This window comes from Micromonospora sp. NPDC049366 (assembly GCF_044466625.1).
Classification (GTDB): domain Bacteria; phylum Actinomycetota; class Actinomycetes; order Mycobacteriales; family Micromonosporaceae; genus Micromonospora.
Genome location: NZ_JBITMV010000002.1, coordinates 387,385 through 412,985, shown reverse-complemented (window position 1 = coordinate 412,985; position 25,601 = coordinate 387,385). Strand labels below are relative to the sequence as shown.

The following is a 25,601-nucleotide window of genomic DNA, read 5'->3' as shown; positions in this document are numbered from 1 at the left end:
TCCACGCCGTCGGCGCTCAGCCGGCGGGCGGCGCGACCCGCACCCGGTCGCCGTCACCGTCGGTGAGGAACGCCGCCAGGGCTCGCCCCTCCTCGGCCACCGCGTCGTGGTCGGTCGGGGCGAGGGGACGCAGCGGGGTGACGAGCACGCCGCCGTCGGCCACCTTCCACGTCGCGGCGACCCGACCGTCGACGAGCACCACCCGCTCGCCGGCGACCGACAGGCCGCGGTGGGCGTCGTCGACGACGCGGGTGCGGTCGTGGTAGCCGAGCAGCGCGTTGTCGAACGCCGGCAGGAACCGCACCGACGCGGGTGTGTCCGGGTCTGGGCGGGGCGCGTCGGGCAGGTCGAGCAGCTCCCGGCCCCGCTCGTCGCGGAAGGCGACCAGCTCGCCGCGGATCGCGGCCACCGCCGCCGGAAGCCCGGCGAGGCCGCTCCAGGCCCGCAGGTCGGCGGTCGCGGCGGGCCCGAACGCGGCCAGATAGCGCCGGGCGAGGGCGGCGCCCACCGGGTCGGAGCCGTCCGGCGTCGGCGGGTCGACCGCATGCCCCAGCCAGGTTTCGAGCAGCGCGTTGCGTACCCCCGCCGACGTGCGCCACAGCCCCCGTGGTGGCAGTTGCACCACCGGGATCAGCGCGGCGAGCAGCATCTCCCCCAACGGCCGTGGCCCGACCTCCGGCCACCGGTGCGCGACGGCCCTGGCCAGCTGCGGCATCGAGCGGGGCTCGCCGTCGGCCAGCACCGCCCGGCCCGCCGCCGCCAGCTCGTCGAGGTCCACACCGGTGAGCTCCGCCCGGTACGTCCCCAGCCCGCGTTGACGCAACATGCCGTCATGGCGGGACCGCCAGGCCAGGGCGTCGGCGGCGGTCACGAGATGGACCGTGCGGCGCATGAGGTGGATCCGCACCACCTCCCGGCCCCCGCACCACCGCCGACGCCCTGAACCCCCCGATCCGGCACCGGTCGCGGCCCACCCCGGCGCGGGCGTGCGGCACTCACCCCCGTCGGAGGGGTGTCGGTGCGGATGTCGGCGTCGTGTCGGGGCCGTGTCAGCCGACCGGCGCACGCTGGTCGGCATGACAGCAGACCTGGTGATCGAGGCCGAGGGCCTCGTCAAGACCTTCGGGAAGACGAAGGCGCTGCGGGGGGTCGACCTCGCGGTGCCCCGGGGGACGGTGCTCGGCGTGCTGGGGCCCAACGGGGCCGGCAAGACCACCGCCGTCCGGATCCTCTCCACCCTCCTGCGACCGGACGGTGGCAGCGCCCGGGTCGGCGGCTTCGACGTCGTCCGGGACGCCGAGCGCGTCCGGCAGGCCATCGGGCTCACCGGCCAGTACGCCTCGGTCGACGAGGACCTGACCGGCCGGCAGAACCTGGAACTGTTCGGCGTGCTGCTCGAGCTGGGGCGCGCCGGTTCCCGGCGGCGCGCCGCCGAACTGCTCGACTGGTTCGACCTGACGGCCGCCGCCGACCGGCCGGCGAAGACGTACTCCGGCGGCATGCGGCGGCGGCTGGACCTGGCCGCCAGCCTCGTCGGCGCACCCGACGTGATCTTCCTGGACGAGCCGACGACCGGGCTCGACCCGGCCAAGCGCGAGGACATGTGGAACGTCGTCCGGTCGCTGGTCAAGAACGGGTCGACGGTGCTGCTCACCACGCAGTACCTGGAGGAGGCCGACGCGCTCGCCGACGCGATCACGGTGATCGACCACGGCCGGGTCATCGCGTACGACACGCCGGACGGGCTCAAGCGGGTCGTCGGCGGGCAGACCCTCGAGGTCCGGCCCGCCGACCCGGCGCAGCTGTCCCCCATCGCGGCGATCCTGACCGAGGTCGGCTCCGGCGCGCGGGCCGACGAGATCCGCAAGGGCGTGCTCGCCGTGCCCGTCGCCGACGACACGGCCCTGACCGAGAGCGTGGCGCGGTTCGCCGCCGCCGGCATCGCGGTCACCGAACTGTCCCTGCACCTGCCGAGCCTCGACGAGGTGTTCTTCACCCTCACCGGGCGTACGGCGGCCGACGACGACACCAGCAACCGCAAGGAGGTCGCGGCGTGAGCACGCTGACCGAGGCACGACCCGACACGAGCCCCGCCCGGTCGACGGTGACGGCGCGGCCCCGACCGTTCCGGCTGGTCCGGCACTCGCTGGCACTGGCCAAGCGCAGCCTCATCAAGACCGCGCGGACGCCCGAGGCGCTCATCGACGTCACGCTGCAACCGGCGCTGTTCCTCGTCATCTTCGTCTACATCTTCGGCGGCGCGGTCGCCGGGTCCACCCACGACTACCTGCAGTTCCTGCTGCCCGGCATCCTGGCGCAGACCATCGCCACCGGCGCCATCGCGATCGGCGTCAACCTCAACACCGACATCGCCAAGGGCATCTTCGACCGGTTCCGGTCACTCCCGGTGCCCCGCTCCGCGCCCCTGGTCGGCGCGGTCCTCGGTGACGTCGTCCGGTACGTCGTCGTCACGGTCTCCACGCTCGCGATCGGCTACCTGCTCGGATTCCGGATCGACTCCGACCCGCTGCGGGCGCTCGCCGGCTGCCTGCTGGCCGTGCTGTTCGCCCTCTGCCTGAGCTGGCTGCCGGTGCTCGTGTCGATGAAGGTACGCACCCCGGGTGCCGTGCAGGGCGTGATGTTCGCGCTGATCATGCCGCTGAGCTTCGCGTCCAACGTGTTCGTCAGCGCCGACACCCTGCCGGGCTGGATGCAGGCCTTCGTGGACGTCAACCCGATGACCCACCTGGTGGCGGCGATGCGCGGTCTGTTCCTCGGCACGCCGCTCGGCACGCACGTGTGGTGGACGCTCGCCTGGTGCGCCGGTTTCGTGGCGGTGTTCATGCCGCTGGCGCTGCGCGCATACCGCAAGCGGGTCTGACTCAGGCGAGCAGGCCGTCCATCAGCTCGCGGATCCGGGCGGTGGCCGCGGCGACCGGTCGCTCCCGCCACGCGGCCAGCATCGGCTCACGCCGTTCCTCGTCCCCGAGGGCGGCGTTGAGCCGTTCGCCGTTGTCGAGGGGGAAGAGCGTCCGGTCGTGGGCACCGACCCGGATCCCGAGCACGTAGAGCTGCCGGGCGGTCTCGACGTCACCCCGGTACGCCGCGAGCTCGGCACCGCCGACCGCCAGCGCACCGATGACCGGCAGGTCCCGCGAGGACAGTGCCTCGTCCCGGGCGAGCCTCAGCAACGGGCCGACGCGGGCCTCGACCTCACCCGCCGGCGCCTCCCCGGCCTCGGCCATTCGCAGGTGGAGGACCGCCAGCGTGACCCGGAAGATGACGCGCGGCTGCGGGTGCGGCCCGGCCCACCCGGCCAGGATCCGGGTCACCGCCTCCGCGTGGGCGATCACCTCGTCGTAGCGCTCGCGCCGGCAGGCGAGGTGCGCCAGCCCGAGGCGCGCCTGCGCGATCTCCACCTCGTCGGCCTGGCCTGCCGTCGCGGTCTCACCCAACCGCCGCTCCGCTTCCTGGTCGCCGGCGAGGGCGAGCTGCATGTCCAGCCGTACCCGGATCGAACGGGCATCCTGCGTCGCGCCGATCAGCTCCATGTTCCGGACGCTGCGGGCCAGCCACTCCGTCGAGCGGCCGCCCTCGCCCGGCGCGAAGAACTGCCCGGCGGCTCCCGCGGCCATCGCCATACCCCAGTGGTCACCGGCGGCCTCGAACTCGTGGTAGGCCCGCTCGGCGTCGAGGATCGACTCCTCCGCCGCGCCGCTGTGCTCCCGTACGGCGGCCCGGGCGAACAGGCCGAACGCCCGCACGTACGGGTCGGGGTGCGCGATCAGCTCGGCGGCGGCCGCCATGCTCCGGTCCGGATCGGACGTCACGAACGCGGGTAGGGCCGACGCGAGCGCGGCCTGCCGGGGCGACACCTCGGCGGACCGCTCGGCGAGCACCATCCGCAACGCCCGCCACGCGAGCGCGGTGAGCCGGAGATCCGCGCTGATGCCGGCGTTGACGCCGGTCAGCAGACACATCCAGGCGAGCCGGTCGGCGTCGGGCAGCGGCCGACCGGCGGCGCGGCCACGCAGGATCGCCGAGGTCGGTCGCCGGCCCGGATCGGGGACGTGCAGCACGCCCCGCGCCCACCCGATCACCTCCAGGTGCAGGCCGCGCACCGACCAGAGGTGGAACAGCGCGGTGGCGACGTCGACCGCGGCCGGCTCGTCGTCCCGTGCCAGCGCCCAGCGCAGGCCGGCGACCAAGTTGTCCTGTTCGGTGGCGCAGTGGTCGAGCGCCTCGACCTGCTCGGGGCCGACGAACCGGTCGGCGAGCGCCACGGCGCGCTCGCGGGCCCAGCCGAGCAGGCCGGCCATGGCCGGGTCCCGGTCGCCCGCGGCGTCGAGCCGCGCCTCGCCGTACTCGCGGACGGTCTCCAGCATCCGGTAGCGGGGTGGGTTCTCCCCCTCCACGAGCGTGAGCAGGGAGTGCTCGACGAGCGTCGCGAGACCACCTCGTACGTCCGTCCGCCATGCGACGGCGGCCGCGAGGTCGGCGGTGAACGGGGCGGGGATGACGGCGAGCCGCTGCAGCAGCTCACGGTCGTCGGGCGCGAGGAGGTCTCGACTCCAGTCGACCAGCGCCCACAGGCTCGCGTGCCGCTCGGGCAGGCCGCGCAGCGCGTCGTCGAGCAGCGCGAACCGGTCGGTGAGCCCGGCGAGGACGTCGTCGAGGGGCATGTGGCGCAGTCGCGCGGCGGCCAGTTCGAGCGCCAACGGCAGGTTGTCGAGCCGGTGGCACAGCTCGAGCGCCCGGGCGCGATCCCAGGTGGGCGTCGCGCCCCCGGCCCGGGCCCGGCTCTGCAGCAGTTCGAGCGCCTCGGCGTCGGGCAGCACGGTGAGCCGGTGGACCCGCTCACCGGCCAGGCCCAGCGGTGCTCGGCTCGTCGCGAGCACCGTGACCTCGGGCGAGGAGACCGCGACGAGGTCCGCGACGGTGGTGGCGACCGCGTCGAGGACGTGCTCGCAGTTGTCCAGCACGATGAGCCCGTCGAGGTCCGGCGCCACGGCGCGTAGCCGCTCCTCGGGGCTGAGGACCCGACGTTCGAGGCCCAGGTTGCCGCCGGTGGCCGAGGTGTCCGCGCCGCCGAGCGCGGCGAGCATCGTCGGCAGCACCTCGTCGGGCGAGCGCAGTCCGGCGAGTTCGATCACCCGTACGCTCCGGCCGGCCGCCGCCGTGCGCCGCGCGACCTCGGCGGCGAGGCGGGTCTTGCCGGCGCCGCCGGTCGCCACGATCGTCACCAGGGCCGCCTCGGTGAGCGCCTCGCGCACCGCGTCGACGTCCCGCTCCCGGCCGACGAGGGCGGTCATCGGTCGGCGCCAGGCGGCCGGTAGGGCGATCCGCGAGGGCGGCGGGGGCGGCGCCGTCGCGGTCGGCGCGGCGAGTTCGCCGCGCAGCAACGCCAGGTGGACCTGTGTGATCACGGTGGACGGGTCGGCGCCGTACCGGTCGGCCAGCTCGGCGCGCAGCCGCTCGACCACCTCCAGCGCCTCGGCGTCCCGGCCCTGGGCGGCGAGCATCCGCACGAGCAGGGCCGCCGACGGCTCGTCCGGCGGTGTCCGCGCCACGAGGCGGCGCAGGTCGGTTTCGTCGTACGGACCCGCGCCGGCGAGCGCCGCCTCGGCCCGCAACGCGGTGAGGTCGGTGAACAGGCGTCTCTCGTCGGCGCTGACGAGCTCGGGCACCTCGGGGAACAGGGCGCGCGCCCGGTCCGCCGCGGCTCGGGCGCCCTGGGCGTCGCCGGTGCGCAGCGCGGACCGTGCCCGCTCGGTGAGCGCCCGCGCCTCGACCGCGTCGACGGTCACCGCGTCGGCGGGCAGGCGGTACCCGCCCGGCTCCGCGGCCACCGGCAGCCCGAGGCGACGCACGCGGGACACGAGGGCCTGGAGTGCTCCGCCGGCGTCGTCGGGAGGCGTGCCGTTCCACACGGCGTCGGTGAGCAGCGGGGTGGAGACCAGCCGGCCGCGCGCCTCGACGAGCGTGCGGACCACCGTCGCCAGTCGGTCGCCCCGGACCGGCCGGCCGTCGACGGCGAGCGGGCCGAGGATCGTGATCTGCACCGGCCCAGCATCCACCACGCGCGCACGGGATCGTCGCTCACCCGTCCGGTGTCGCCGACACCGCGGCGCGGGCGGTGCTGGACCGGGGATCAGGGATGTCCACCCGGCCTGGGAGCCGCGACACCGAAGGAGACGGAGTCGATCGTCGCCGTGTCGGCGGTGCGGGCCGCAGCGTCAGGCGGACGCCGGCATGTAGAGCGACTTCACGGCTTGGACCAGGGGCGCGAGCTCCGGGTTGGCCGCCGCCTCGTCGAGCGCCTCGCGCAGCGCGGCGTCGTTGGTGGGGCGGGCCTGCGCCAGCAGCGCGAGACCGGCCGGAGTGACGTTGGTGTAGATGCCACGGCGGTCGGTCGGGCACAGGTAGCGCTCCAGGAGGCCCCGGTTCTCCAGGCGGGTGACCAGCCGGGTGGTGGCGCTCTGGCTGAGCACGACCGCGTCGGCGACCTGCTTCATCTGCAGGTGACCACCGTCACCGTCGTGCTGGCGGCTGAGCACGTCGAGCAGGGAGTATTCGCGGACGCTGAGGTCGTGCGCGCCCTGGAGCGCGCGCTCGATGTGCGCCTCGATGCGGTCGTGCAGCAGGGAGAGCGTGCACCAGCCCTGGGCCAGAGCGGTCAGCGCGGGGTCCGTCGCGGTCATGTGCCCTCCTCCTCCGGAGCCGTCTCCAGCATAGAACAAACCGCGATAGACGGCGTTTGCAGATAGCCAGCGCATGCAACTATAGTCGGACGCAGGCAAAGTGCCTCTGCAATCGTACGGAAGGATCGCAGCCATGCCTCTCGCGCTTCTCGCCCTCGCGATCGGGGCGTTCGGAATCGGGACGACCGAGTTCGTGATCATGGGCTTGTTGCAACAGGTCGCCCACGACTTCAACGTCTCCATCCCCACCGGCGGGCTGCTGGTCACCGGCTACGCCCTCGGCGTGCTGGTCGGCGCGCCACTGATGACCGTCCTCGGCACCAAGATCCCGCGCAAGCGGATGCTCATGCTGCTGATGGTTCTGTTCATCGCGGGCAACCTGCTCTCCGCCTTCGCCCCGTCGTTCGCCGTCATGCTGATCGGCCGCGTCGTCGCCTCGCTCGCCCACGGCGCCTTCTTCGGCATCGGCTCGGTCGTCGCGGCGGACCTCGTCGCCCCGCAGCGGAGGGCCGGCGCCATCGCCATGATGTTCACCGGCCTCACCGTCGCCAACGTCGTCGGCGTCCCGCTCGGCACCCTGGTCGGCCAGTCCGCCGGATGGCGCGTCACCTTCGGCATCGTCGCCGCGATCGGTGTGGTCGGCCTGCTCGGTGTCGCCCGCCTCGTGCCCGACGTGCCCAAGCCCCAGGGCGTACGCCTGCGCCACGAGGTCGCGGCCCTGCGGAACACCCAGGTCCTGCTCGCCATGGCGATGACCGTGCTCGGCTTCGGCGGGGTCTTCGCCGCCATCACCTACATCGCGCCGATGATGACGCACGTCGCCGGCTTCTCCGACGGGTCCGTCACCGGGCTGCTGGTCCTCTTCGGGCTCGGCATGGTCGGGGGCAACCTGGTCGGCGGCCGGTTCGCCGACCGCGCGCTGATGCCGATGCTGTACGTCTCGCTGGGCGCGCTCGCCGTCGTCCTCGGCCTGTTCACCCTCACCGCCCACGACAAGGTCGCCGCCGCGGTGACCGTCACGCTGATCGGCGCCCTCGGTTTCGCCACCGTCCCGCCCCTGCAGAAGCGCGTCCTCGACCAGGCGCAGGGGGCACCGACGCTGGCCTCGGCCGTGAACATCGGCGCCTTCAACCTCGGCAACGCGCTCTCCGCCTGGCTCGGCGGGCTCGTCATCAGCGCCGGCCTCGGCTACACCGCCCCCAACTGGGTCGGCGCGCTCCTCGCCGCCGGCGCCCTCGTGCTCGCGGTGCTGTCGGCCGCCCTGGAGCGGCGGGACCGCTCGGCCGAGGCCCGCCCGACCGCCGTGGCCGCGACGCGGTCCCCGGTCGCCGCCCACCGCTGAGCCCTCCCCGACCGCTCTCGCCACCCGATCCCCGAGCAAGGAGAACCAGTCATGACCACCACCCTCACGCCGCTGACCGTCCAGGACGCCGAGACCCTCATCGCGACCGCGCACCGCGCCGCGGACGCCGCCGGGGTCACGGTCAGCGTGGCGGTCCTGGACGCCGGCGGCCACCTGCTGGCCTTCCGGCGTGACGACCGCGCCGTCCTGATCTCCGGAGAGACCAGCATCCGCAAGGCCTACACGGCGCTGCAGCTCGACACGCCCACGGCCGACCTCGTCGACGCCGTCGCGCCGGGCGCCCTCTTCCACACCCTGCCGACAGCCCTCGACCGGCCGCTGCTGTTCATCGCCGGCGGTATCCCCGTGCACCGCGACGGCCGGCTGGTCGGCGCGATCGGCGTGGGCGGCGGCGCGCCGGACCAGGACCACTCGTTCGCCGCCGCCGCGCTGGAGGCGCTCGCCTGACGGACACCCACGCCGGCGCGCCGGTCCCGACAGACCCGTCGGTACCGGCGCGCCGCCGTTGCCGCGGCCGGGCACCATGGCGCCATCACCGGAGCCTGGAGGGCCGATGCGAGCACACGATGGGCAGCCACCGTTCGTCGCCCTCGGCGCACGGCCGATGCGCGTGCTGCGCGACGCGTACGAGGCGGCGCTGCGGCGCGCGGCCCCCAGCGTCGGCACCCTCGACGTGCTGTGCCAGATGGCGCTGCGCCGAGAGGCGGTCCCGCCGTGGCTGATCGCGGGGGCGAGCGGCGCCGACCTGACGCGGATGGGGGTGAGTCCGCGCCGCATCCCGGCCGCCCGCTCGGTCGGCGAGCTGGTGCGCGGCCCGGTCGGCGTCTTCGATCCGGAGGCCCGGGCGGTCCTGCGCGAGGTCGAGTGGCGGGTCCACAGGCGGCCGCGCCGGCGGGACCGGAGGGCGGGCGCCCGGGGCCGCCCGGCGTGGACGCACGGTGTGCACACCACCGTGACCGGGGCCCTCGAGATCGCGCGGGACGCGGGTGTGCCGTTCGCGAACCTGTGCCACCTCGTGCTCGGCGTGCTGCAGCAGCCCGCCTGCGATGGGACCCGCTACCGCTACCCCCACGAGTACGCCCGCCACGATGCCGTCGACCGGTTGCGCGACGATCCCGCCGTGCGACGGGCCGACGAACCGCATCCGGACCTCGACTCCGAGATGCTGGTCCTGCGGCGCGGCTCCGGCCCACTGGTCGACCGGGTCGCGGGACACGTGTGGGCGCGGATGTCCCGGATCAGCCGGCTCGGTCCCCTCCTCACCGCTGTCGATCGGGAGGCGGTACGCCAGGCGGTCCGGCTCGGCCACGGCGTGGTCGGGCCGGCGCACGTCCTGCTCGCGACGCTCACCCACGACGCGGCCCTCGACGCGGCCGGGATCCGGGTTCCCGCCGACCATCACTCCCGCAACCGGGCCGCGCAGCTCCTCCGGGCCTGCGGCGTCGAGGCCGAACCGCTGCGCGTGGTGGTCGCGCCCCGCGGCGGGACGGACGAGCCTCCGGCGGACGTGCTCGCCGGGCAACTGCGAGACCTGCGGCCGGGTGATCCGTTCGTCGGGGCGGAGGTCACCGCCGCCATGCCGCGGGCCCTGGAGGTCTCGTTGGCCCACCGGCATGCCGACACCGGCACCAGCCACCTGCTGCTCGCCCTGCTCGAGGACGAGGCCGGCGGCGCCGCCGCCGTGCTGCGCCAGCTGGGCGTCGACCCCGGGACCGTCCGAGCAGCGGTCGAGCAGGAGCTGCGGGCGGCGCCGGCGGCCTGGTGAACCGTCGACACCGCCCGCGCGACCGGTGGCAGCATCGGGAGGAGGAAGTCCGACGGCCCGCCGCCCGCGCAGAGGAGATCAACGGTGAGCAGCCCCGACAGCGAGATCCTTCGCGGTGTCCTCGACCGGTGGCGGTCCGCCGTTGACGCCCACGAGCCCGACCGCGTCGCGTCGTGCTTCACCGACGACGCGATCTTCCAAGGGCTGCGCCCGTACAGCGTCGGCCCCGAGACCGTCGCCGCGTACTACGACTCCCAGCCGATCGGGCTGACCGCCGCGTACGAGATCCGGGAGACCCGACGCCTCGCCGACGACGTCGTCCTCGGCTACCTGGCCGTCGAGTTCGCCTTCACCGACCGACCGGCCCTGAACGTCCACCTCGGTGTGGTCGTCCGCCGGACCGGGGATCGGTGGCTGATCAGCCACTACCAGGTCTCCCAGCTCTGACGCGGCGTCGGGCAGTCGTGTGAACTCCGGGGCGGCCGGGCTACCGTTGCCGGCGTGCGGGCGGCGGGCGAGACGATCAGCTTCGCGGTCCTCGGCTCGATCCGGGTCGTCCGCGCCGGCGTCGAGCTGCGGCTGGGCGCCCGCCAGGAACGCCTGGTACTCGCCCTGCTGTTGGCCCGGGCCGGTTCACCCGTCTCCCTGAACGAGCTGGTGGACCTGCTCTGGGACTCCGACGCCCCGGTCAGCGCCGCCAACGTCGTGCACCGTCACGTCGGCGCGCTGCGCCGCCTGTTCGAGCCCGGCCTGCCCACCCGGTCGGCGGGCCGGTACCTCCACCGCGACGTCTCCGGATACCGTCTCCTCGCCGACGAACGCTCCCTCGACCTGCTGGAGTTTCGGGCGTTGTCCCGACGGGCGGGCCAGAGCCTGCGGGACGGCGACCCGGAGTCGGCGTTGCGGCACTCGCTCGACGGGCTGCGGTTGTGGCGCGGTCGGTGCGCCGCGGGCCTGGAACCCGCCTCCCGGTCGCATCCGACGTTCCTCGCCGTGGAGGGCGAACGGGCCGAGGCCGTACGGCAGGCCGCCGACGCCGCCGAGCGGTGCGGGCGGCTGGGCGCGGTGCTGGTGCCGTTGCGGCAGGCCGCCGAGCAGCACCCGCTCGACGAGTCGTTGCAGAGCCGGCTGCTGCTGGCGCTCGCCGCCGCCGGCCGTCAGGCGGAAGCGGTCGAGACGTACCGGGTGGTGCGCCGCCGGCTCGCCGACGAGTTGGGCGTCGACCCGGGCGAGGAGCTGCGGGAGGCGTACGACCGGCTGCTGCACCAGCGCACCGGGCCGGCGCGTACTGCGGAGACGCCGCCGCTCCCCCGGCCCGCGCAGCTGCCGCCGGACCTGCCCTTCTTCAGCGGCCGGGACGAGCTCATCGCCCAGGCCCGCGCGGCGGTCGCGCGCCCGGGCGGACCCACGGTGCTCGCGATCGACGGCATGCCCGGGATCGGCAAGACCGCGCTCGCCGTCCACCTCGCGCACGAGTTCGCCGCCCACTACCCCGACGGGCAGCTCTACGTCGACCTGCGCGGATACGACGGGCGGGACGCGGCGATGAGCCCGGCCGAGGCGCTGCGCGGCTTCCTCGGCTCGCTCGGGGTGCCCCAGCACGGCATTCCCGCCGAGTTGCACGCCCTGGCGGGCATGTACCGCAGCAGCCTCGCCGGCCGGCGCCTGCTGATCGTGCTCGACAACTGCCGCGACGCCGAACAGATCCGGCACCTGCTGCCGGGTGACCCCGGCTGTCTGGTGATCGTCACCAGCCGCAGCCGGCTCAGCACCCTGCTGACCGCGGCCGGCGCCCACCCGTTGCCGGTCGGCCTGCCGAGCCTCGACGAGGCCCGCACGGCGCTGCTCGGGCCGCTCGGCGCTGACGCCGTCACGGCGGATCCGGCCGCGATCGACGCCATCATCGCCAGCTGCGGGCGGCTGCCGCTCGCGCTGGCCGTGGTGGCCGCCCGGGCGGCGAGCCTGCCAGGGACGCCACCGGCGCGGATCGCCGCCGAGTTGGCGCACAGTCCCGGCAGCCTGGACGGATTCGACGGCGGCGACCCGCAGACCGGCCTGCGTGCCGTCTTCTCCTGGTCCTACCGCGCGCTCTCCGCCCCGGCCGCCCGACTCTTCCGGCTGTTGGCGCTCCATCCCGGCCCCGACATCTCGATCGCCGCGGCCGCGGGCCTGGCCGGTGTCGAGCTGCGCAACGCGCGCACGCTGATCGGCGAGCTGAGCCGAGCGCACCTGGTGAGCGAGGAGTCCCCGGGCCGCTACCGCGTCCACGACCTGCTGCTCGCCTACGCCGGGGAGCTCGGCGAGGAGTACGACAGCCCGGCCGAGTGTGCCGCCGCCGAGCTGCGGTGCCTGCAGTTCTACCGGGCCACCTGCTATCAGGCGCACCGGCGGCTCCTGACCTCGGAGGACCACCCGATGATCGAGCCGGGGGCGGGCGAGACGCCGTTGCGCTTCGCCGACCACGGCGAGGCCATGCGCTGGTTCACCGCCGAGCGGCAGGTGCTGATCGCGCTCGTCGGCCGGGCCGCCCGGCAGGGCCGGCACACCGACGCCTGGCAACTCGCCCTGGGCATGCAGCACTTCTTCGACCGCAGCGGCCGGTGGGCCGACTGGACGACGACCGGCGAGGTGGCCCTCGAAGCCGCCCGCGCGGGTGGCGACCTGGTCGGGCAGGCCCGGATGCATCGCAGCCTGGCCGGCGCGGCCTACTTCCGGGGCGAGCAGGAGACCGCGATCGGGCACCTCGACCGGGCCCTGGAGCTGCTCGCCCGGCTCGGCCTGCACGGCGAGCTGACCCGGGCCGGGATCAACCGGGCGATGATCCTGCAGGCCCTGGGGCGGCACGAGGAGGTCGTCGGGGCGCTTCGCGCGGCGCTGGGCCCGGCCCGAGCGGCCGGCGACGACAAGCTCCTCGCGGACGTCTTGGTGATTCTGGCCGGGAGCAACGCCGAACTGGGCCGGGAGGATGAGGCGATGCGCTGCGCCGAGCAGGCGATGGCCCTGTCGCGCGCGGCGCGCTACCGGCTGGGCGTCGCCGAGGCGTGGGAGGTGCGCGGCCGGGTGTACTCCCTCCGGGGCGACACCGGCAGGACGATCGACTGCTGGCGTGCGGCGGCCGTGGCCTACCAGGAGGCCTCGGCGTCGGCGCCGGCCGCGGAGGTGCTGGCGCTGCTCGGCGACGCTCTCGCCACCGTCGGTGACCAGGAGGCCGCGGTGCGGGCGTGGCAGGAGGCGCTGGCGCTCATCCCGTACCCGCAGTCCCGCACCGGCCGGCGGCTGGCCGGCCTGCTCGCGGCGGTCACCTCGGGTCCACGGCGGATCACGGACGGCGACGGCACTCGATCCGCACTTCGGCGTCAGTCCATTCGCGTCGATCGTCCTTAGGCTCCTACCGCAGTCACCGTTGCTCCTGCGTGTGGGGGAGATGCCGTGCCGCTGGCACCCGACGAACCACCGGCCGGCCCGGCCGAGCGCCTGACCGCGCTGCACATCGAGCACGCGCGTGCCGTGCTGCGATTCCTGCTCGTCCTGACGCACGGCCAGCGGCAGACCGCCGAGGACCTGCTCCAGGAGACGATGCTGCGGGCCTGGCGGCACCTCGACTCGGTGCCGACCGAGCCCGACGCCGCCCGCCGATGGCTGCTCACCGTCGCCCGGCGGCTCGTCATCGACGGCGTCCGGCTGCGACACGGGCGACCGGCCGAGGTCCATCTCGTCGACATGAGCTGGATTCCCGGCGGTGACGACACCACCGGAACCGCCCTGGCGTCGCACGCCATCCGGCGTGCGCTCGGCCGGCTGAGCCCGTCACAGCGCAGTCTGCTCTCCGAGGTCTACCTGGTCGGACGGTCACCGGAAGAGGTCGCGGGCCGGTTGGGCGTCCCGATCGGCACGGTGAAGTCCCGGACCCACTACGCGCTGCGGGCCCTGCGCACCGGCCTCGAAGCGGCCTGATCAGGCCGCTCTCCAACCCGGCTGACAGAGCCGGCGCTGAGTCGTAGTTCACAGTGCCGCGACGCGCGACCGGCGCACGGCGCGGGCCCTGCCAGGCTTCGGCGACGTGGCAACAAGGCCCGGACGGATCGCGGCACGATGACCGACCCGCTCTCCTTCGCCGTCCTCGGCCCGGTCCGGGCGTGGCGCGGCGGATCCGAGATCGACCTGGGCACCCGGCAGCAGCGGCTGATCGTGGCGTTGCTGCTCGCCCGGGCCGGTGGCGCCGTCAGCGTCGCCGAACTCGTCGACCTGCTCTGGGAGTCCGCTCCCCCACCCAGCGCGGTCAACGTCGTGCACCGCCACATCGGGATGCTCCGCAGACGCTTCGAACCGGGGCTGCCGACGCGGGCCGAGGGCTCGGTGCTCGTCCGCGACGGCGCCGAGTACCGGATCCGGATCGAGCCGGAATCGCTGGACCTGCTCCGTTTCCGACGCCTGGTCGCCCGGGCCGGCGGTGCCGCCGGCGGGGCGGCCGTCGAGCTCTACCGGGACGCGCTCGCGCTGTGGCGCGGCCGGTGCGCCTCGGGGCTGCACGTGAACGGCCGGGTGCATCCGGAGTTCGTCGCGGTCGACGGCGAGCGGTCGACGGTGGTCCGGGTGGCGACCGATGTCGCCCTGCGGGCCGGCCACGTCTCCGCGGTGCTACCCGCGCTCCGGCTCGCCGCCGAGCAGGAGCCGCTGGACGAGGCGCTCCAGGCGCGGCTGCTGCTCGCCCTCGCGGCCGACGGACGCCGCGCCGAGGCCCTCGCGGCGTACGCCGATGTGGAGCTCCGGCTCGCCGAGGAGCTCGGCATCCAACCGGGCGTCGAGCTGCGCGCGGCCCGGGAGCGCCTGCGCGGTCGGCACGTCTCGCCGGACGACTGCGGGGCGCGGCACGCCGTGGCGCGGAGGCCGTCAGCGCCGGGGCCGGTCGAACCGCCGGCCCAGCTACCCGCCGACCACCCCTACTTCGCCGGTCGGCGCGCGGAACTCGCCGCCGTGCGGGAGCTGGTGGCCGGCGACCGACGGCCCACCGCGCTGGTCATCGACGGCATGCCGGGGGTCGGCAAGACCACCTTCGCGGTGCACCTGGCGCACCGGCTGGCCGCCCGCTATCCCGACGGCCAGTTGCACGCGGACCTGCGAGGCTTCGACGCCGGCGACTCGGTGATGACTCCGGCGGAGGCGTTGCGCGGTTTCCTGTGGTCCCTCGGCGTCGCACCGACGGCCATCCCGGCCGAGCTGCACGCCCAGGCCGGCCTCTACCGCACCATCCTGGCCGAGCGGCGGATGCTGGTCCTGCTCGACAACTGCCGGGACTGGGACCAGATCCGGCATCTGCTGCCCGGCACCGGTCGCAGTCTCGTCATCGCCACCAGCCGCCGCCGGATCACCGGCGTCGCCGGCCCGGCCGGGGCGTACCCGCTGCACCTCGACCCGCTCAGCGACGCCGAGGCCCGCGAGCTGTTCGCGCGCCGGCTCGGAGACGCGGCGGCCGCCGACCCCGCCGCCGTCGACGAGATCATCGCGCGGTGCGGCCGGTTGCCGCTGGCCCTGGCGCTGGTCGCCACCCGCAGCGTCGGCCGGCCCGGGCTCAGCCTGCGGTCCGTCGCCGGTGAGTTGGCCGAGGCCGACGGCCGGTTGACCGGCTTCGGGGACGTCCACGCCGACCTGAAGACCATCTTCTCCTGGTCGTACCGGGCCCTGACTCCCGAGGCGGCCCGGCTGTTCCGGCTGTTGCCCCTGTCTCCGGAGGCGGAGCTGAGCGCGGAGGCGGCGGCCGCCCTGGGTGGCCGGTCCGTGCGTTCCGCGCGGGGCCTGCTCGCCGAACTCGCGGCCCACCTGCTGGTTCAGCCCGGGGACGGCCGGTGGCGGATGCACGATCTGCTGCGCGCCTACGCCGTGGAGCTCGGCGAGGAGCACGACGACGAGTCCGAACGCGACGCCGCCGTCGACCGGGTCCACGACCTCCAGCTCCGCGACCGGTCGCCCGGGCACCGGTGACCCGGACGCGGCACCCGTCGGGTGCCGCGTCCGGGGCTCCGTCAGTACCGGTAGGCGCGGATGATGGTCTGCTTGACCGTGTTGCCGCCGGTGTCCGCCGCGGTGGCGCGCAGCGACACGAAGCCGCTGCCGGACGGGTTGTGCACCTGGGCGACCGCCTTCTCACCGGTGCGCTTAACGGGCAACTCGTGCCAGGTCTTGCCGTCGTCGAAGGACGCCTCGACGGTCAGCGACTTGGTCCGGCCCTGCTCCGCGCCGACCTGACGGTCGAGCGACAGCGGGATCGCGAACAGCTTGCCGGCCGGAGCCCGGTTGTCGATGTCGAGCTCCGGGGTGTACCGGATCGCCGTCATCGGCAGCTTGACCAGCTTCCCGTCGGCGACGTGGGCGGACGTGAAGGTCCACTCCGCGTCGACCACGGTCGACAGGGTGAACGCCGGGTCGCTGCGGAAGGTCGCGGCCAGCCGGTAGTCACCCTTCGCCGCGGGCACGTTCCACGTCCAGGGCGCCTGGTTCGCGTCGCCGATCTTGACCCCGTTGCGGTAGAGGTTCACCTGCACACTTCCGCCGATGACGTGCCGGAAGCCCATGTGCCCGGCGCCGTCGCCGTGCAGCGGCCCCGGCCCGCCGATCGTGTCGCCCCAGTAGCGGGTGGCGTACTGCTGGCCGAAGTTCGGCTCCGGGAAGACCGGCCCGGCCACCGCGTTGGCCCACTTCACCGTGTACGTGCGCCCGGGCTTGAAGCTGGTCCACGGCGACTCGTAGTACGTGTACCCCTGCTGGGCGGAGGTCGACTGCCACACCGCCTTCTTGTCCTGGTTGTAGTACTCGGTGATCGTGCTCGGCGCGTCGTAGGTGAAGCTCGGCGGGATCACGCGCTCGTCGCGGTAGACCGGCGAGTTGCCGGGCGCGTGCGCGACCGCCGTCCGCGACACCGGCACGCCGGCCACGTCCGCGCTGATCTGGGAGCGGACCGTGGCGAAGTCGCCCGCGCGCAGTTCGCGGGTCAACCCGGTCATCATCTTCTCCGGCTCGTACAGGTAGACCCGGTAGACGTACGGGCTGTTGTGCAGGCTGCCGTCCTGGGCCACCTGGCCCCACATGCCGTGCACGTACGAGACGAAGCCGGGGGTCTTGCCGGCCCCGACCTGCGCGGTCCGCACGTGGTCGAAGGGGATGTTCATCAGCACGCCGTACGGGTCGTTGCTGCCCCAGATCTGCGGCTGCTCGGTCCGGATGGTCCAGCCGGACTCCTGGAACACCGCCGTGGCCTTCGGGTTCGGCACCGACACCGCGATCGGCTTCGCCAGGCGGGCGTCCATGGTGAGGGCCTGGTCCCGGGTCAGGTCGAGGGTCGGCCGCACCAGCGAGGTGATCTGCGGGAAGTTCGGGTCGCCGCGCTGCAGGTAGGTCTGGACCAGGTAGCGGCCCGCGCGGATCCGGTAGGTGGTAGCGGACGGGTCGCCGAGCACCAGCAGGGTCTGCCGGTCCAGGTCGGTCAGCACGGTCACCCAGCCCTGGTCGGGCGTGGGCGCGCCGCCGTCGGGCCCGACGAGCTTGAGGCTCAGCTGACGGCGGGCGATGTCCAGCGCCACCGGGGTCTGCACCTGCGTACCGCCGCCGGTGGCGGTCACCTGACCGCCGAAGTAGTGGTCGGGCAGGTCGGTGCCGGCCCGCACCGTGACGGTCACGGTGGCCGTGCCGCCGGCCGGGACGGTCACCGAGGAGGCGCTGAGGCCGAACAGGCCGGCCGGTGCCGGAGCGCCGTCGGCGTCCTTGGCCGTGAGCGAGAGGGCCAGGGTGACCGGGGTGGAGCCGCTGTTCGCGTACGTGACCGTGCGGGTCTGCGCGGACGAGGTCCGCTCGAAGGCGACGCTGACCGGGTTGGCCGTGACGGTCTGACCGATCGCCCGGGCGACGTCGAGGAAGCCCGCGCCCTGCTCGTAGACACCGATCGTGGCGCTCGGCTTCGCGGCCGCCATCAGCGTGGACTTGATCCGCTCCGGCGTCCAGTCCGGGTGCTGCTGGCTCAGGATCGCCGCCGCGCCGGCCACGTGCGGCGTGGCCATCGAGGTGCCGTTCATGTTGGTGTACTGCGGGTTCGCGTCGTCCGGCCACAGGTCGGACGCCGAGCTGCGGGCGGCCAGGATGCCGACGCCGGGCGCGGTGACGTCGGGCTTGATGCCGGCGTCGCCCGTACGCGGGCCACGTCCGGAGAACTCGGCCAGCTCGCCCGTCTTGGTGACGGCGCCGACGGTCAGCGCCTCGGACACGCTGCCCGGTGAGGCGATGGTGGACTCGCCGTCCTGGCCGCTGTTGCCGGCCGCGACGACGAAGAGCACGCCGTAGCGGTGGGTGAGGTCGGTGAGCGCCGCCTCGATCGGGTCGGTCTCCGGGGTGTCGGTGCCGCCGAGGCTCATGTTGGCGACCTTGACGCCCTGCTGCGCGACCCAGGTCATGCCGGCCAGGACCGCCGACTCCGGGCACCCCTCGACGGTGCAGACCTTGGCGCTGTAAAGGTTCGCGTCGGGTGCCATGCCCCGGTAGCGGCCCTGCGAGGCGGCGGCGGTGCCGGCGATGGTGGAGGCGACGTGGGTGCCGTGGCCGACCCGATCGGCGGCGTCCGGGTCGGCGGTGAAGTTCTCCGCGGCGGCGACCCGGTCGGCCAGGTCCGGGTGGGTCTGGTCGACGCCGGTGTCGACCACGCCGACCTTCACCCCCGCCCCGGTCCACCCGGCCTGCCACGCCGTCGGCGCCCCGGTCAGCGGCACGCTGACATCGAGGGTGGGGCGACGCAGCCCGTCCAGCCAGATCTTGTCGAATCCGTCCCGCAGCCGCCGCTCGGCGCCGGCGGCGGAGGTGACGGTGTTCCAGAACGACACCGCGTCCGCGCGGCTCTGCGCGACCGCGCTGAGCCCGTCGAGGTCCCGGGTGACCCGGGCGCCGGCGAGGCCGGCGGGGGTGCCGTGGTGCTGCACGAGCAGCGGCAGGGTGGCCCGGCTGTCGTCGTAGCCGAAGTCGACCAGCGTCGAGATGTCGAAGAGCCGCTGGTCCAGCTTGCCCCGGTTGAGCAGGCCGACGGCGTCGGCGGGGATGACCCGCACGTCCTCGCCGGCGCTGTGGGTGATGAACGGAATGCGTTCCCGCCCCTTGCCCGGCACGACGTCGACCGTCGTCTGGCCGTCGACCGTGTTGACGTGGACGGTGTCGCCGGTGAGCAGGGTGACCGTCCGGGCCTTCGGCGCGACCGATGGTGTGGGGGTCGGCTTCGCGCCCGGGGGCTGCGCCGACGCCGGCGAGCCGCCGGTGGCCACCCCCGAGACGCCCAGCACCAGCACCGCCAGCGCCGACAACGTACGAACTGACCGCATCTTTCTCCTTGCTGAGCACGAGAGAATTCCGGGTGTCCCGGACGTGCTCAGCAGGTGAAGGTTCAGCGAAAGTGATCGGAGTCACATATCGGTGGTCACGGGCGAGCGGGTCGTGGGCGGGCGCAGTGGGACCGCCGGTCACCGTGCGGCAGGGCGCGTCAGGCGCGGCACCAGTACCGAGCCACCCACGAAGAGCAGCCCGGCGACCGACAGCACCGCGCCGACCCACGCCGTCGCCAGGTAGCCGTGGCCACCGGCGATCACGACGCCGCCCAACCACGCGCCGATCGCGTTGGCCAGGTTGAGCGCGGAGTGGTTCGACGACGCCGCCAGCGCGGGCGCGTCCGGTGACGCCTCCATGAGCCGGATGGTGAGGCTGGCGCCGAGCACCTGGCACACCAGTCCGATCGAGAAGATGAGTAGCACGGCGGCGAACGGCGTCGAGGCGGTGAGCGCGTACAGCGACAGCACCACGGCCATGGCGACGAGCGAGCCGATGAGCGTGCGCAGCGCCGACCGGTCCGCCAACAGCCCACCGAGTAGCGCACCGACGGTCATACCGAGGCCGAAGACGGCGAGCACCCACGGCACCGCCCAGGCCGGCATCCCCGCGACGTCGGTGAGGGTCGGCGCGACGTAGCTGTAGACGGCGAACATGCCGCCGAAGCCGACGGTGCCGGTGAGCAGCGCGATCCAGACGTGGACCCGACGGAACGCGCCCAACTCCCGGCCGATGCTGGCCCCGTCCGCGGCGGCCACGGGCGGCACCCAGCGTCGAACGGCGAGGATCGTCACCACGCCGATCCCGGCCACCAGGGCGTACGAGACGCGCCAGCCGAACAACTGCCCGGCGAGCGTGACCAGCGGCACGCCGCCGATGTTGGCGACACTCAGGCCGACCATCACCCGCCCCACCGCGCGGCCCTTGCGGTCGGGCGGGACGAGCCCGGCCGCCACGACGGAGGCGATGCCGAAGTAGGCGCCGTGCGGCAGACCGGTCAGGAACCGGGCGCCGACCAGCGACCAGATGCCCGGCGCGAACGCGGTGAGGGTGTTGCCCACCACGAAGGCGAGCATGAGCGCGAGCAGCAGCCCGCGCCGCGGCACCCGGGCCGCGAGCGCCGCGATGACCGGCGCGCCGACGACGACGCCGAGCGCGTACGCGGTAATGCCGTGCCCCATCACCGGGATGGACACCCGCAGGTCGTCGGCCATCTGCGGCAGCAGGCCCATGGTGGCGAACTCGGTGGTGCCGATGCCGAACCCGCCGATCGCCAGCGCGAACAGCGCCGCTCCGACCGGACGGCGTGCGTTCGGTACGGGTGGCCGCGCGGGTCGGACCTCGGTGGCGCTCATGGTGGTGTCTCCGCACGTCAGGGCGTCGCCGCCCGGCAGGGGGGCCGGCACTCCGCGACGCTGCGGAGGCCGGGCTCGGCGCCCATCGTGCCCGGCACGCCACGGCGCCGGCTCGGCGAGAGGCGGCCGGGGTGACGCGGATTACGACCGACGACGCGGACACGAACCCCGGCCGGGAGCACGGCTCACCGAGCCGCGGGCCGACTCTGTCGTCACCGCACGACCGCGCCCACCTTCAGACGCAGGAAGGGCCGCCGGTTTCAGCGGCGGCCACGAGTCCTGTATCACTTTGGGTAACGGAGGCGACCTCAATACGATCAAGGTGTGGAGTCGATCGCCGCCCTGCTCGCCGCACACCGGGCCTACTTCCTCGGCTGGAACGTCGGGGAGACCGGCGACCCGGACCTGATCACGTACCGTAGCGAGGTGCCGCACGCGCCGCTCAACGGCGTCCTGCGCCTCGTCGGGCGGGACCCGGCGGAGGCGTTCGCCGAGGCACGCCGCCGCCTCGACGGCGTCCCAAGAGTCTGGTGGGTCGGCCCGGACAGCGACGCCGGCACCGCCGACGCCGTGGTCGCCCTCGGCGCCGTGCCCGCCATCACCCTGTCGTTCATGGTGCTCCCGGTTGACCAGGCCGCCGCCGCCCCGATCCCGGCCGGTCTGCACATCGCCGAGGCCACCGACCTGGACGAATTCGTCACGGCCTACTCCCGGGTGTCCGGTATCCCGCCGGCCGGGGTGCCGGCGACCATCGCCCGGGAACGGTCCTTCGACGGCACCCTGGTCCGGCTGGCCGGCCGCCTCGACGACGGCCAGATCGTCGGCACCGCCGTCGCCTGGTTCAGCCACGGCTCGGTCACGCTCCACTACATCGGCACCCAACCCGAGCATCGCCGGCGGGGCATCGGCGCGGCGATGACAGGGGCCGCCCTCCGCCTGGCCCGCGAGCGGGGCGCTGCGACCGCCGCCCTCGCCGCCACCCCGATCGCCGAGCCGGTCTACCAGCGCGTGGGCTTCCGGACGGTGGACACGTTCCAGATCTTCTCGTTCTGACCATGCCGACACCGGGCGCGCCGCGGGGGCGGAGCCGCGCGCGGCGGCTCCGCCCCCGACGGTCACCGGAGGCCGAAGGCCCGGGTGATCCGCTGGTCGACGCTGTTGCCCCGGTCGTCCCGGGCGGTGGCCCGCAGGGTGACGAACCCCGCGCCGCGCGGGGCGTCGAGCCGGGTCCGCCAACCGTCGCCGTCGCGCTGCAGCTTGGCGTGCTGCCAGGTGGCGCCGTCGTCGTAGGAGACGTCGAGCGTCACCGTGCGGATGGCGGACGCCTCGGTCGCCATCGGCAGGTGCAGCGGGGTGACGGTGAGGTCGGCCTTGCGCTTCGCCTTGCCGTCGACGTCGGTGTCGACCGCGTAGTCGAACTGGATCAGCGACGGGTTCCACACCACGCCCGGGCCCGGTTCGCCGCAGGTGAAGCCCCACTCCGTCCGGGTTTCGGTGGAGTACGGCCCGACCCAGCCGTCACGCCGGTTCTCCGCCACCAGCCGGTACGGCAGCGGCTCCGGGCTGAGCGCATTGAGCGAGTTGACGGAGAGCATCGGCTCGTACCGGTTCGTCTCGGCGACCAGCCGGTCACCCTGGTAGAGCTTCAGTCTGTTGTCGGTGACACCGCCCCACCCGGCGTAGCCCTCGTGGGCGGCACCCGAGTCACCCCAACCCGGGATCGTGGCACGAATGCCGTTGCCCTGACGGTAGACGGGGTACGGGGTGAGCAGGCGAGGCCGTTGCACCGGCCCGAACCAGCGCTCCTCGTACACCGCACCGGCCCGGTACGGGGTCGGTGCCGCCCGCTGCTCCTGCTCGTCCGGGATGGCGACCGTCGTGGTCCACGTCCGGTCGCCGGTGAACCACTCGGTGCGCTCGCCGCGCGCCGGCACCTCCGCGGGGTCGAGGGTCATCTGCCCCGTCGAGCCGTCAACGCCGCGCGTCTCCAGTGCCCGGCCGGGCCGCCAGTTGCGGAGGGAGACGTCGATCCGGGCGAGGTCTCGCTGGGAGACCCGGTAGGTGAGGTCGGCCGGCACCGCGCCGTCGTAGTCGCGGATCAACTCGTAGCTGTACTCGGGCTCGGGCTGGGAGGTGACGTCGAGCCGGACCCGCCGCTCGTTCCGGATCCGGGTGATCAGCCCTTCGCCCTCGTCGCGGGTGAGGGTGGCCACCGTCACCGGCGGCGGGTCGGCCGGGACCCAGATGGAGCCGGGCCACGGCGTGAGCCGCCCGACGCCGTCGTTGACGACGATCAGCAGACGCGCGCCGGCGGCCGCCGCGGCCTCGGCCTGCTCCGCCAGCGGAACGCCGTCGTTGCGGCGGACCACCACGGCTTTGCCACGCGCGTCCAGCGCCGCGAAGCGGTCGCCGCTTCCGGAGTCGGCGAAGACCGCGTCGAGGTGGTGCTTGCCGCGCGGCAGCGGGGTCTCGGCGAGCCGCACCCGCAGGTCGTCGTAGCCGTGGCCGTCGGCGGACAGGGTCAGCGCCGGCTGGTTCATGCGCCAGCGGGTGGCGACGGCGAAGCTACCCTTGGTGACCTTCTGGCCGGTGGGCAGGATCCAGACGCTGTCGTACTCGGGACCGAGGTACCAACCGGCGACCCAGGGACCGCTGCCGAGGTCGCGGACCAGCTCGACCTTGGCGCCGTCCAGGGTAGACGGCTGCGGGGTGGCGACGGTGACCCGGCGGGCCTTGGCGGCGTCGAAGACGGCGGTCCGGTCCCGGTCGAGCGTGATCTCGGGGATCGGCAGCAGGCCGAGGCCACGGCTGTGCGGCCCGTTCGCGCCCTCCAGGTCAGTCTTCAACCACGCCGCGTACGTCCCCACCGGCAGTCGGAACTCCACGGTGCCGGTGGCGTCGAGGTCCTGCGCCGCGACGACGCCCTCCTCGCCGAGCACGACGAGCTCCCCGCCGGTCGGCCGACCGGCACGGTCGGTGGCCTTCAGGGTCAGGCGGTGGCGGACGCCTTCCTTGCCGACGGCGACGGCGGTGCGGGTGCGGACCGCGCCGGCGGCGTCGGTCGCGGTCAGGAAGCCCGAGGTGAGGCGGTCGGCCGGCACCCGGTCGAAGTCGGTGGTCAGGGTCACGGGGACGCTGCCGTGCGCCGGGACGGTGATCTGCCGGGCCGACGGGGTGACGAGGTCCGCCGGGCCGCCGTCGAGGGTGACGGCGAGGTCGAGGGTGACCGGGCTGTCGCCGATGTTCGTGAAGCGGACCTCCCGTGCCACCGGGCCCTCGGGCGCGGTCGGCCACTGCGGGTAGCCGAAGTCGGCGCCGCCGCTGGTGAAGACGGTGGCGGTGGTGGCCGCGGCCACGTCCAGCCGACCGCTGCCACCGGCGAACGGGCCGAGGTGCGGCATCGCCCGGGTGGTGCTGACCAGCGCTTCCTTGAGCTGTTGCCCGGTGAGTTCCGGGTGCTCGGCGGCCAGCAGCGCGGCGGCGCCCGCGACGTGCGGGGTCGCCATCGAGGTGCCGTCGCCGTACCGGTAGAGGCCCTCGCCGACGGAGTACTGGGAGCGGGCGGCCAGGATGCCGACGCCGGGTGCGGTGAGGTCGGGCTTGAGGGCCTTGTCGCCGACCCGCGGGCCCTGGCTGGAGAATTCGGCCAGCTTGTCGTCGCCGTCCACCGCGCCGACGGTCAGCGCCGCGTCCGCCGCGCCGGGGGCGCCCACGGTGTACGGGTTGGGGCCCTTGTTTCCGGCGGCGATCACGAACAGCGCGCCGGTCTCCGCGCTGAGTTCGTTGACGGCGACACTCATCGGGTCGGTGCCGTCGCTGGGGTCGGCGCCGAGGCTCATGTTGACGATCCGGGCCTTCTGGTCGCGGACCGCCCACTCCATCCCGCTGATGATCCACGATTCCTGACCGGAGTCGTTGTCATTGAGGACCTTGCCGATGTGCAGCCGCGCGCCCGGGGCGACGCCCCGCTCCTTGCCGCCGGAGGCGGCGCCGGTGCCGGCGATGGTGGAGGCGACGTGCGTGCCGTGACCCAGACCATCCCGCACCGTCTCATCGGGCACGAAGGACTCGGTCGCGGCCAACTGGCCGGCGAAATCCGGGTGGCCGGTGTCGATACCGCTGTCGAGGACGGCGACGTCGACGCCCTGGCCGGTGTTGCCGGACTTCCAGACCTCGGGAGCGCCGATCTGCGCGGTGCTGTCCGCCATCGTGGCCTCGACCTTGCCGTCCAACCACACCTTCGCGATGCCGCCGCCGAGGGAGAGCCGCTTGCCGGCGGTGCGGGCGCTCGCGTCGGCACCCCCGGTGAGCGAGGACCAGAGGGCGCCGGAGCGGTCCGCGTCCAGCGCCATGCCCTGAATGCTGTCCAGGGCACGCACCGCCCGGGCGCCCTCGGGCGCCGGGGTCTTCTTCCGCGCCGCCGCCGGGTCGGTGTAGGTGACGATGACCGGAAGCCGGTCGCGGTGCGCGTCGTCGTAACCGTCCGCCAGCAACTCGCTGAGGTTGAACAGCCGCTTGTCGAGCAGCCCGGCGGCCACGTACGGCAGGGTGCCGTCCGGGTAGACGTAGGTGTCCCCGCCCACGCGCTGCGAGGTGAATCCGACCAGCCGGCCCTCGGCGTCGCGCACCTGGGCGTTCAGCCCGCCGTCGGCCGCCTTGGTGGCGCTGACCTTGTCACCCGTGATCAGGGTGACGGTGGGAAGGGTTCCGCCCGGGGCGGGTGCGGCGGCCGGCGATGTGGGCGGCGCCGGCTCGGCAGGGGCCGCGGACGCGACAGCGGGCTGGAAGAGCAGTACCGACTGGGCGGCGAGCACCGCGAGCAGTTTTCGCACAGGAAGCCGTGACATTGGCAAGGCGACACCTCATGTACACCGTCGATGGATTGCCGAGGACCCTAGCAACGGCAGATGCCAACGAAAGTGGCTCAGCGGTGGCGGGTTTACGCCATGTCCTGATCCGGCACCGGGCGACTCCGGCGCGCCTGGCGGCGGACCGGTCGGGTTTTCGGCGGGTCCGCTCAGACGGGCGGGCCCCGGTCGATCGTCGATCGACCGGGGCCCGCCGGT

The 25,601-nt window shown here is 74.2% G+C and carries 16 protein-coding genes; 10 read left to right on the top strand and 6 right to left on the bottom strand.

Annotated features, from left to right (window positions below; translation table 11 throughout):
• Positions 1–16 precede the first annotated feature (16 nt).
• A complete protein-coding gene (locus ACIBTV_RS05360; RefSeq protein WP_396702636.1) occupies positions 17–1,078 on the bottom strand; it encodes a winged helix DNA-binding domain-containing protein in 1,062 nt (353 codons plus the stop codon).
• On the opposite strand from ACIBTV_RS05360, the gene ACIBTV_RS05355 reads away from it, so the two are divergent.
• Both ACIBTV_RS05355 and ACIBTV_RS05350 read left to right on the top strand, forming a co-directional pair.
• Positions 1,077–2,057 (top strand): ATP-binding cassette domain-containing protein, encoded by a 981-nt coding sequence (locus tag ACIBTV_RS05355; protein ID WP_396702634.1) that lies wholly within the window; start codon positions 1,077–1,079, stop codon positions 2,055–2,057. The two genes, ACIBTV_RS05360 and ACIBTV_RS05355, sit on opposite strands and share 2 nt — an antisense overlap.
• Entirely contained in the window at positions 2,054–2,881 is an 828-nt protein-coding gene (locus ACIBTV_RS05350; protein ID WP_396702632.1) for an ABC transporter permease, read from the top strand. The genes ACIBTV_RS05355 and ACIBTV_RS05350 overlap by 4 nt, the downstream gene beginning before the upstream one ends.
• Before the next feature lies 1 nt (position 2,882).
• On the opposite strand, the gene ACIBTV_RS05345 is transcribed toward ACIBTV_RS05350, so the two are convergent.
• Together ACIBTV_RS05345 and ACIBTV_RS05340 are read right to left on the bottom strand one after the other, a co-directional pair.
• On the bottom strand, positions 2,883–6,062 hold the full coding sequence (locus ACIBTV_RS05345; RefSeq protein ID WP_396702630.1) for a BTAD domain-containing putative transcriptional regulator: 3,180 nt from the start codon (positions 6,060–6,062) through the stop codon (positions 2,883–2,885).
• A 174-nt stretch (positions 6,063–6,236) separates the two neighbouring features.
• Positions 6,237–6,701, bottom strand: coding sequence for a MarR family winged helix-turn-helix transcriptional regulator (locus ACIBTV_RS05340; RefSeq protein ID WP_396702628.1), 465 nt, complete (start codon positions 6,699–6,701; stop codon positions 6,237–6,239).
• Positions 6,702–6,834: 133 nt separating this feature from the next.
• Between ACIBTV_RS05340 and ACIBTV_RS05335 the strand changes: the two genes are divergently transcribed.
• From ACIBTV_RS05335 to ACIBTV_RS05305, 7 genes are all read left to right on the top strand, one after another.
• Positions 6,835–8,043, top strand: a complete 1,209-nt coding sequence (locus ACIBTV_RS05335; protein ID WP_396702626.1) for an MFS transporter — start codon at positions 6,835–6,837, stop codon at positions 8,041–8,043.
• Positions 8,044–8,094: 51 nt separating this feature from the next.
• Positions 8,095–8,511 carry a heme-binding protein gene (locus ACIBTV_RS05330; protein ID WP_396702624.1) on the top strand — a complete coding sequence of 139 codons (417 nt, stop codon included), beginning with the start codon at positions 8,095–8,097 and terminating at the stop codon, positions 8,509–8,511.
• A 106-nt stretch (positions 8,512–8,617) separates the two neighbouring features.
• Positions 8,618–9,829 (top strand): Clp protease N-terminal domain-containing protein, encoded by a 1,212-nt coding sequence (locus ACIBTV_RS05325; RefSeq protein ID WP_396702622.1) that lies wholly within the window; start codon positions 8,618–8,620, stop codon positions 9,827–9,829.
• Positions 9,830–9,913: 84 nt separating this feature from the next.
• Positions 9,914–10,276: a YybH family protein gene (locus ACIBTV_RS05320; RefSeq protein ID WP_396702620.1), complete on the top strand. Its 363-nt coding sequence runs from the start codon at positions 9,914–9,916 to the stop codon at positions 10,274–10,276.
• A gap of 54 nt (positions 10,277–10,330) precedes the next feature.
• Positions 10,331–13,213, top strand: coding sequence for an AfsR/SARP family transcriptional regulator (locus ACIBTV_RS05315; protein WP_396702618.1), 2,883 nt, complete (start codon positions 10,331–10,333; stop codon positions 13,211–13,213).
• Positions 13,214–13,258: 45 nt separating this feature from the next.
• Positions 13,259–13,783, top strand: a complete 525-nt coding sequence (locus ACIBTV_RS05310) for a sigma-70 family RNA polymerase sigma factor (RefSeq protein ID WP_396702616.1) — start codon at positions 13,259–13,261, stop codon at positions 13,781–13,783.
• Positions 13,784–13,921: 138 nt separating this feature from the next.
• Positions 13,922–15,808 (top strand): BTAD domain-containing putative transcriptional regulator, encoded by a 1,887-nt coding sequence (locus tag ACIBTV_RS05305; protein ID WP_396702614.1) that lies wholly within the window; start codon positions 13,922–13,924, stop codon positions 15,806–15,808.
• 41 nt (positions 15,809–15,849) lie between these two features.
• Here ACIBTV_RS05305 and ACIBTV_RS05300 read toward each other — a convergent pair whose 3' ends face one another.
• Complete coding sequence (locus tag ACIBTV_RS05300) at positions 15,850–19,179, bottom strand: S8 family peptidase (protein ID WP_396702612.1); 3,330 nt, start codon at positions 19,177–19,179, stop codon at positions 15,850–15,852.
• 138 nt (positions 19,180–19,317) lie between these two features.
• On the bottom strand, positions 19,318–20,535 hold the full coding sequence (locus tag ACIBTV_RS05295) for an MFS transporter (protein WP_396702610.1): 1,218 nt from the start codon (positions 20,533–20,535) through the stop codon (positions 19,318–19,320).
• 324 nt (positions 20,536–20,859) lie between these two features.
• Between ACIBTV_RS05295 and ACIBTV_RS05290 the strand changes: the two genes are divergently transcribed.
• The gene (locus tag ACIBTV_RS05290) at positions 20,860–21,588 is read left to right on the top strand and encodes a GNAT family N-acetyltransferase (protein ID WP_396702608.1); all 729 of its coding nucleotides are present in this window, start codon (positions 20,860–20,862) and stop codon (positions 21,586–21,588) included.
• 62 nt (positions 21,589–21,650) lie between these two features.
• On the opposite strand, the gene ACIBTV_RS05285 is transcribed toward ACIBTV_RS05290, so the two are convergent.
• The gene (locus ACIBTV_RS05285; protein WP_396702606.1) at positions 21,651–25,382 is read right to left on the bottom strand and encodes a S8 family serine peptidase; all 3,732 of its coding nucleotides are present in this window, start codon (positions 25,380–25,382) and stop codon (positions 21,651–21,653) included.
• Positions 25,383–25,601 lie beyond the last annotated feature (219 nt).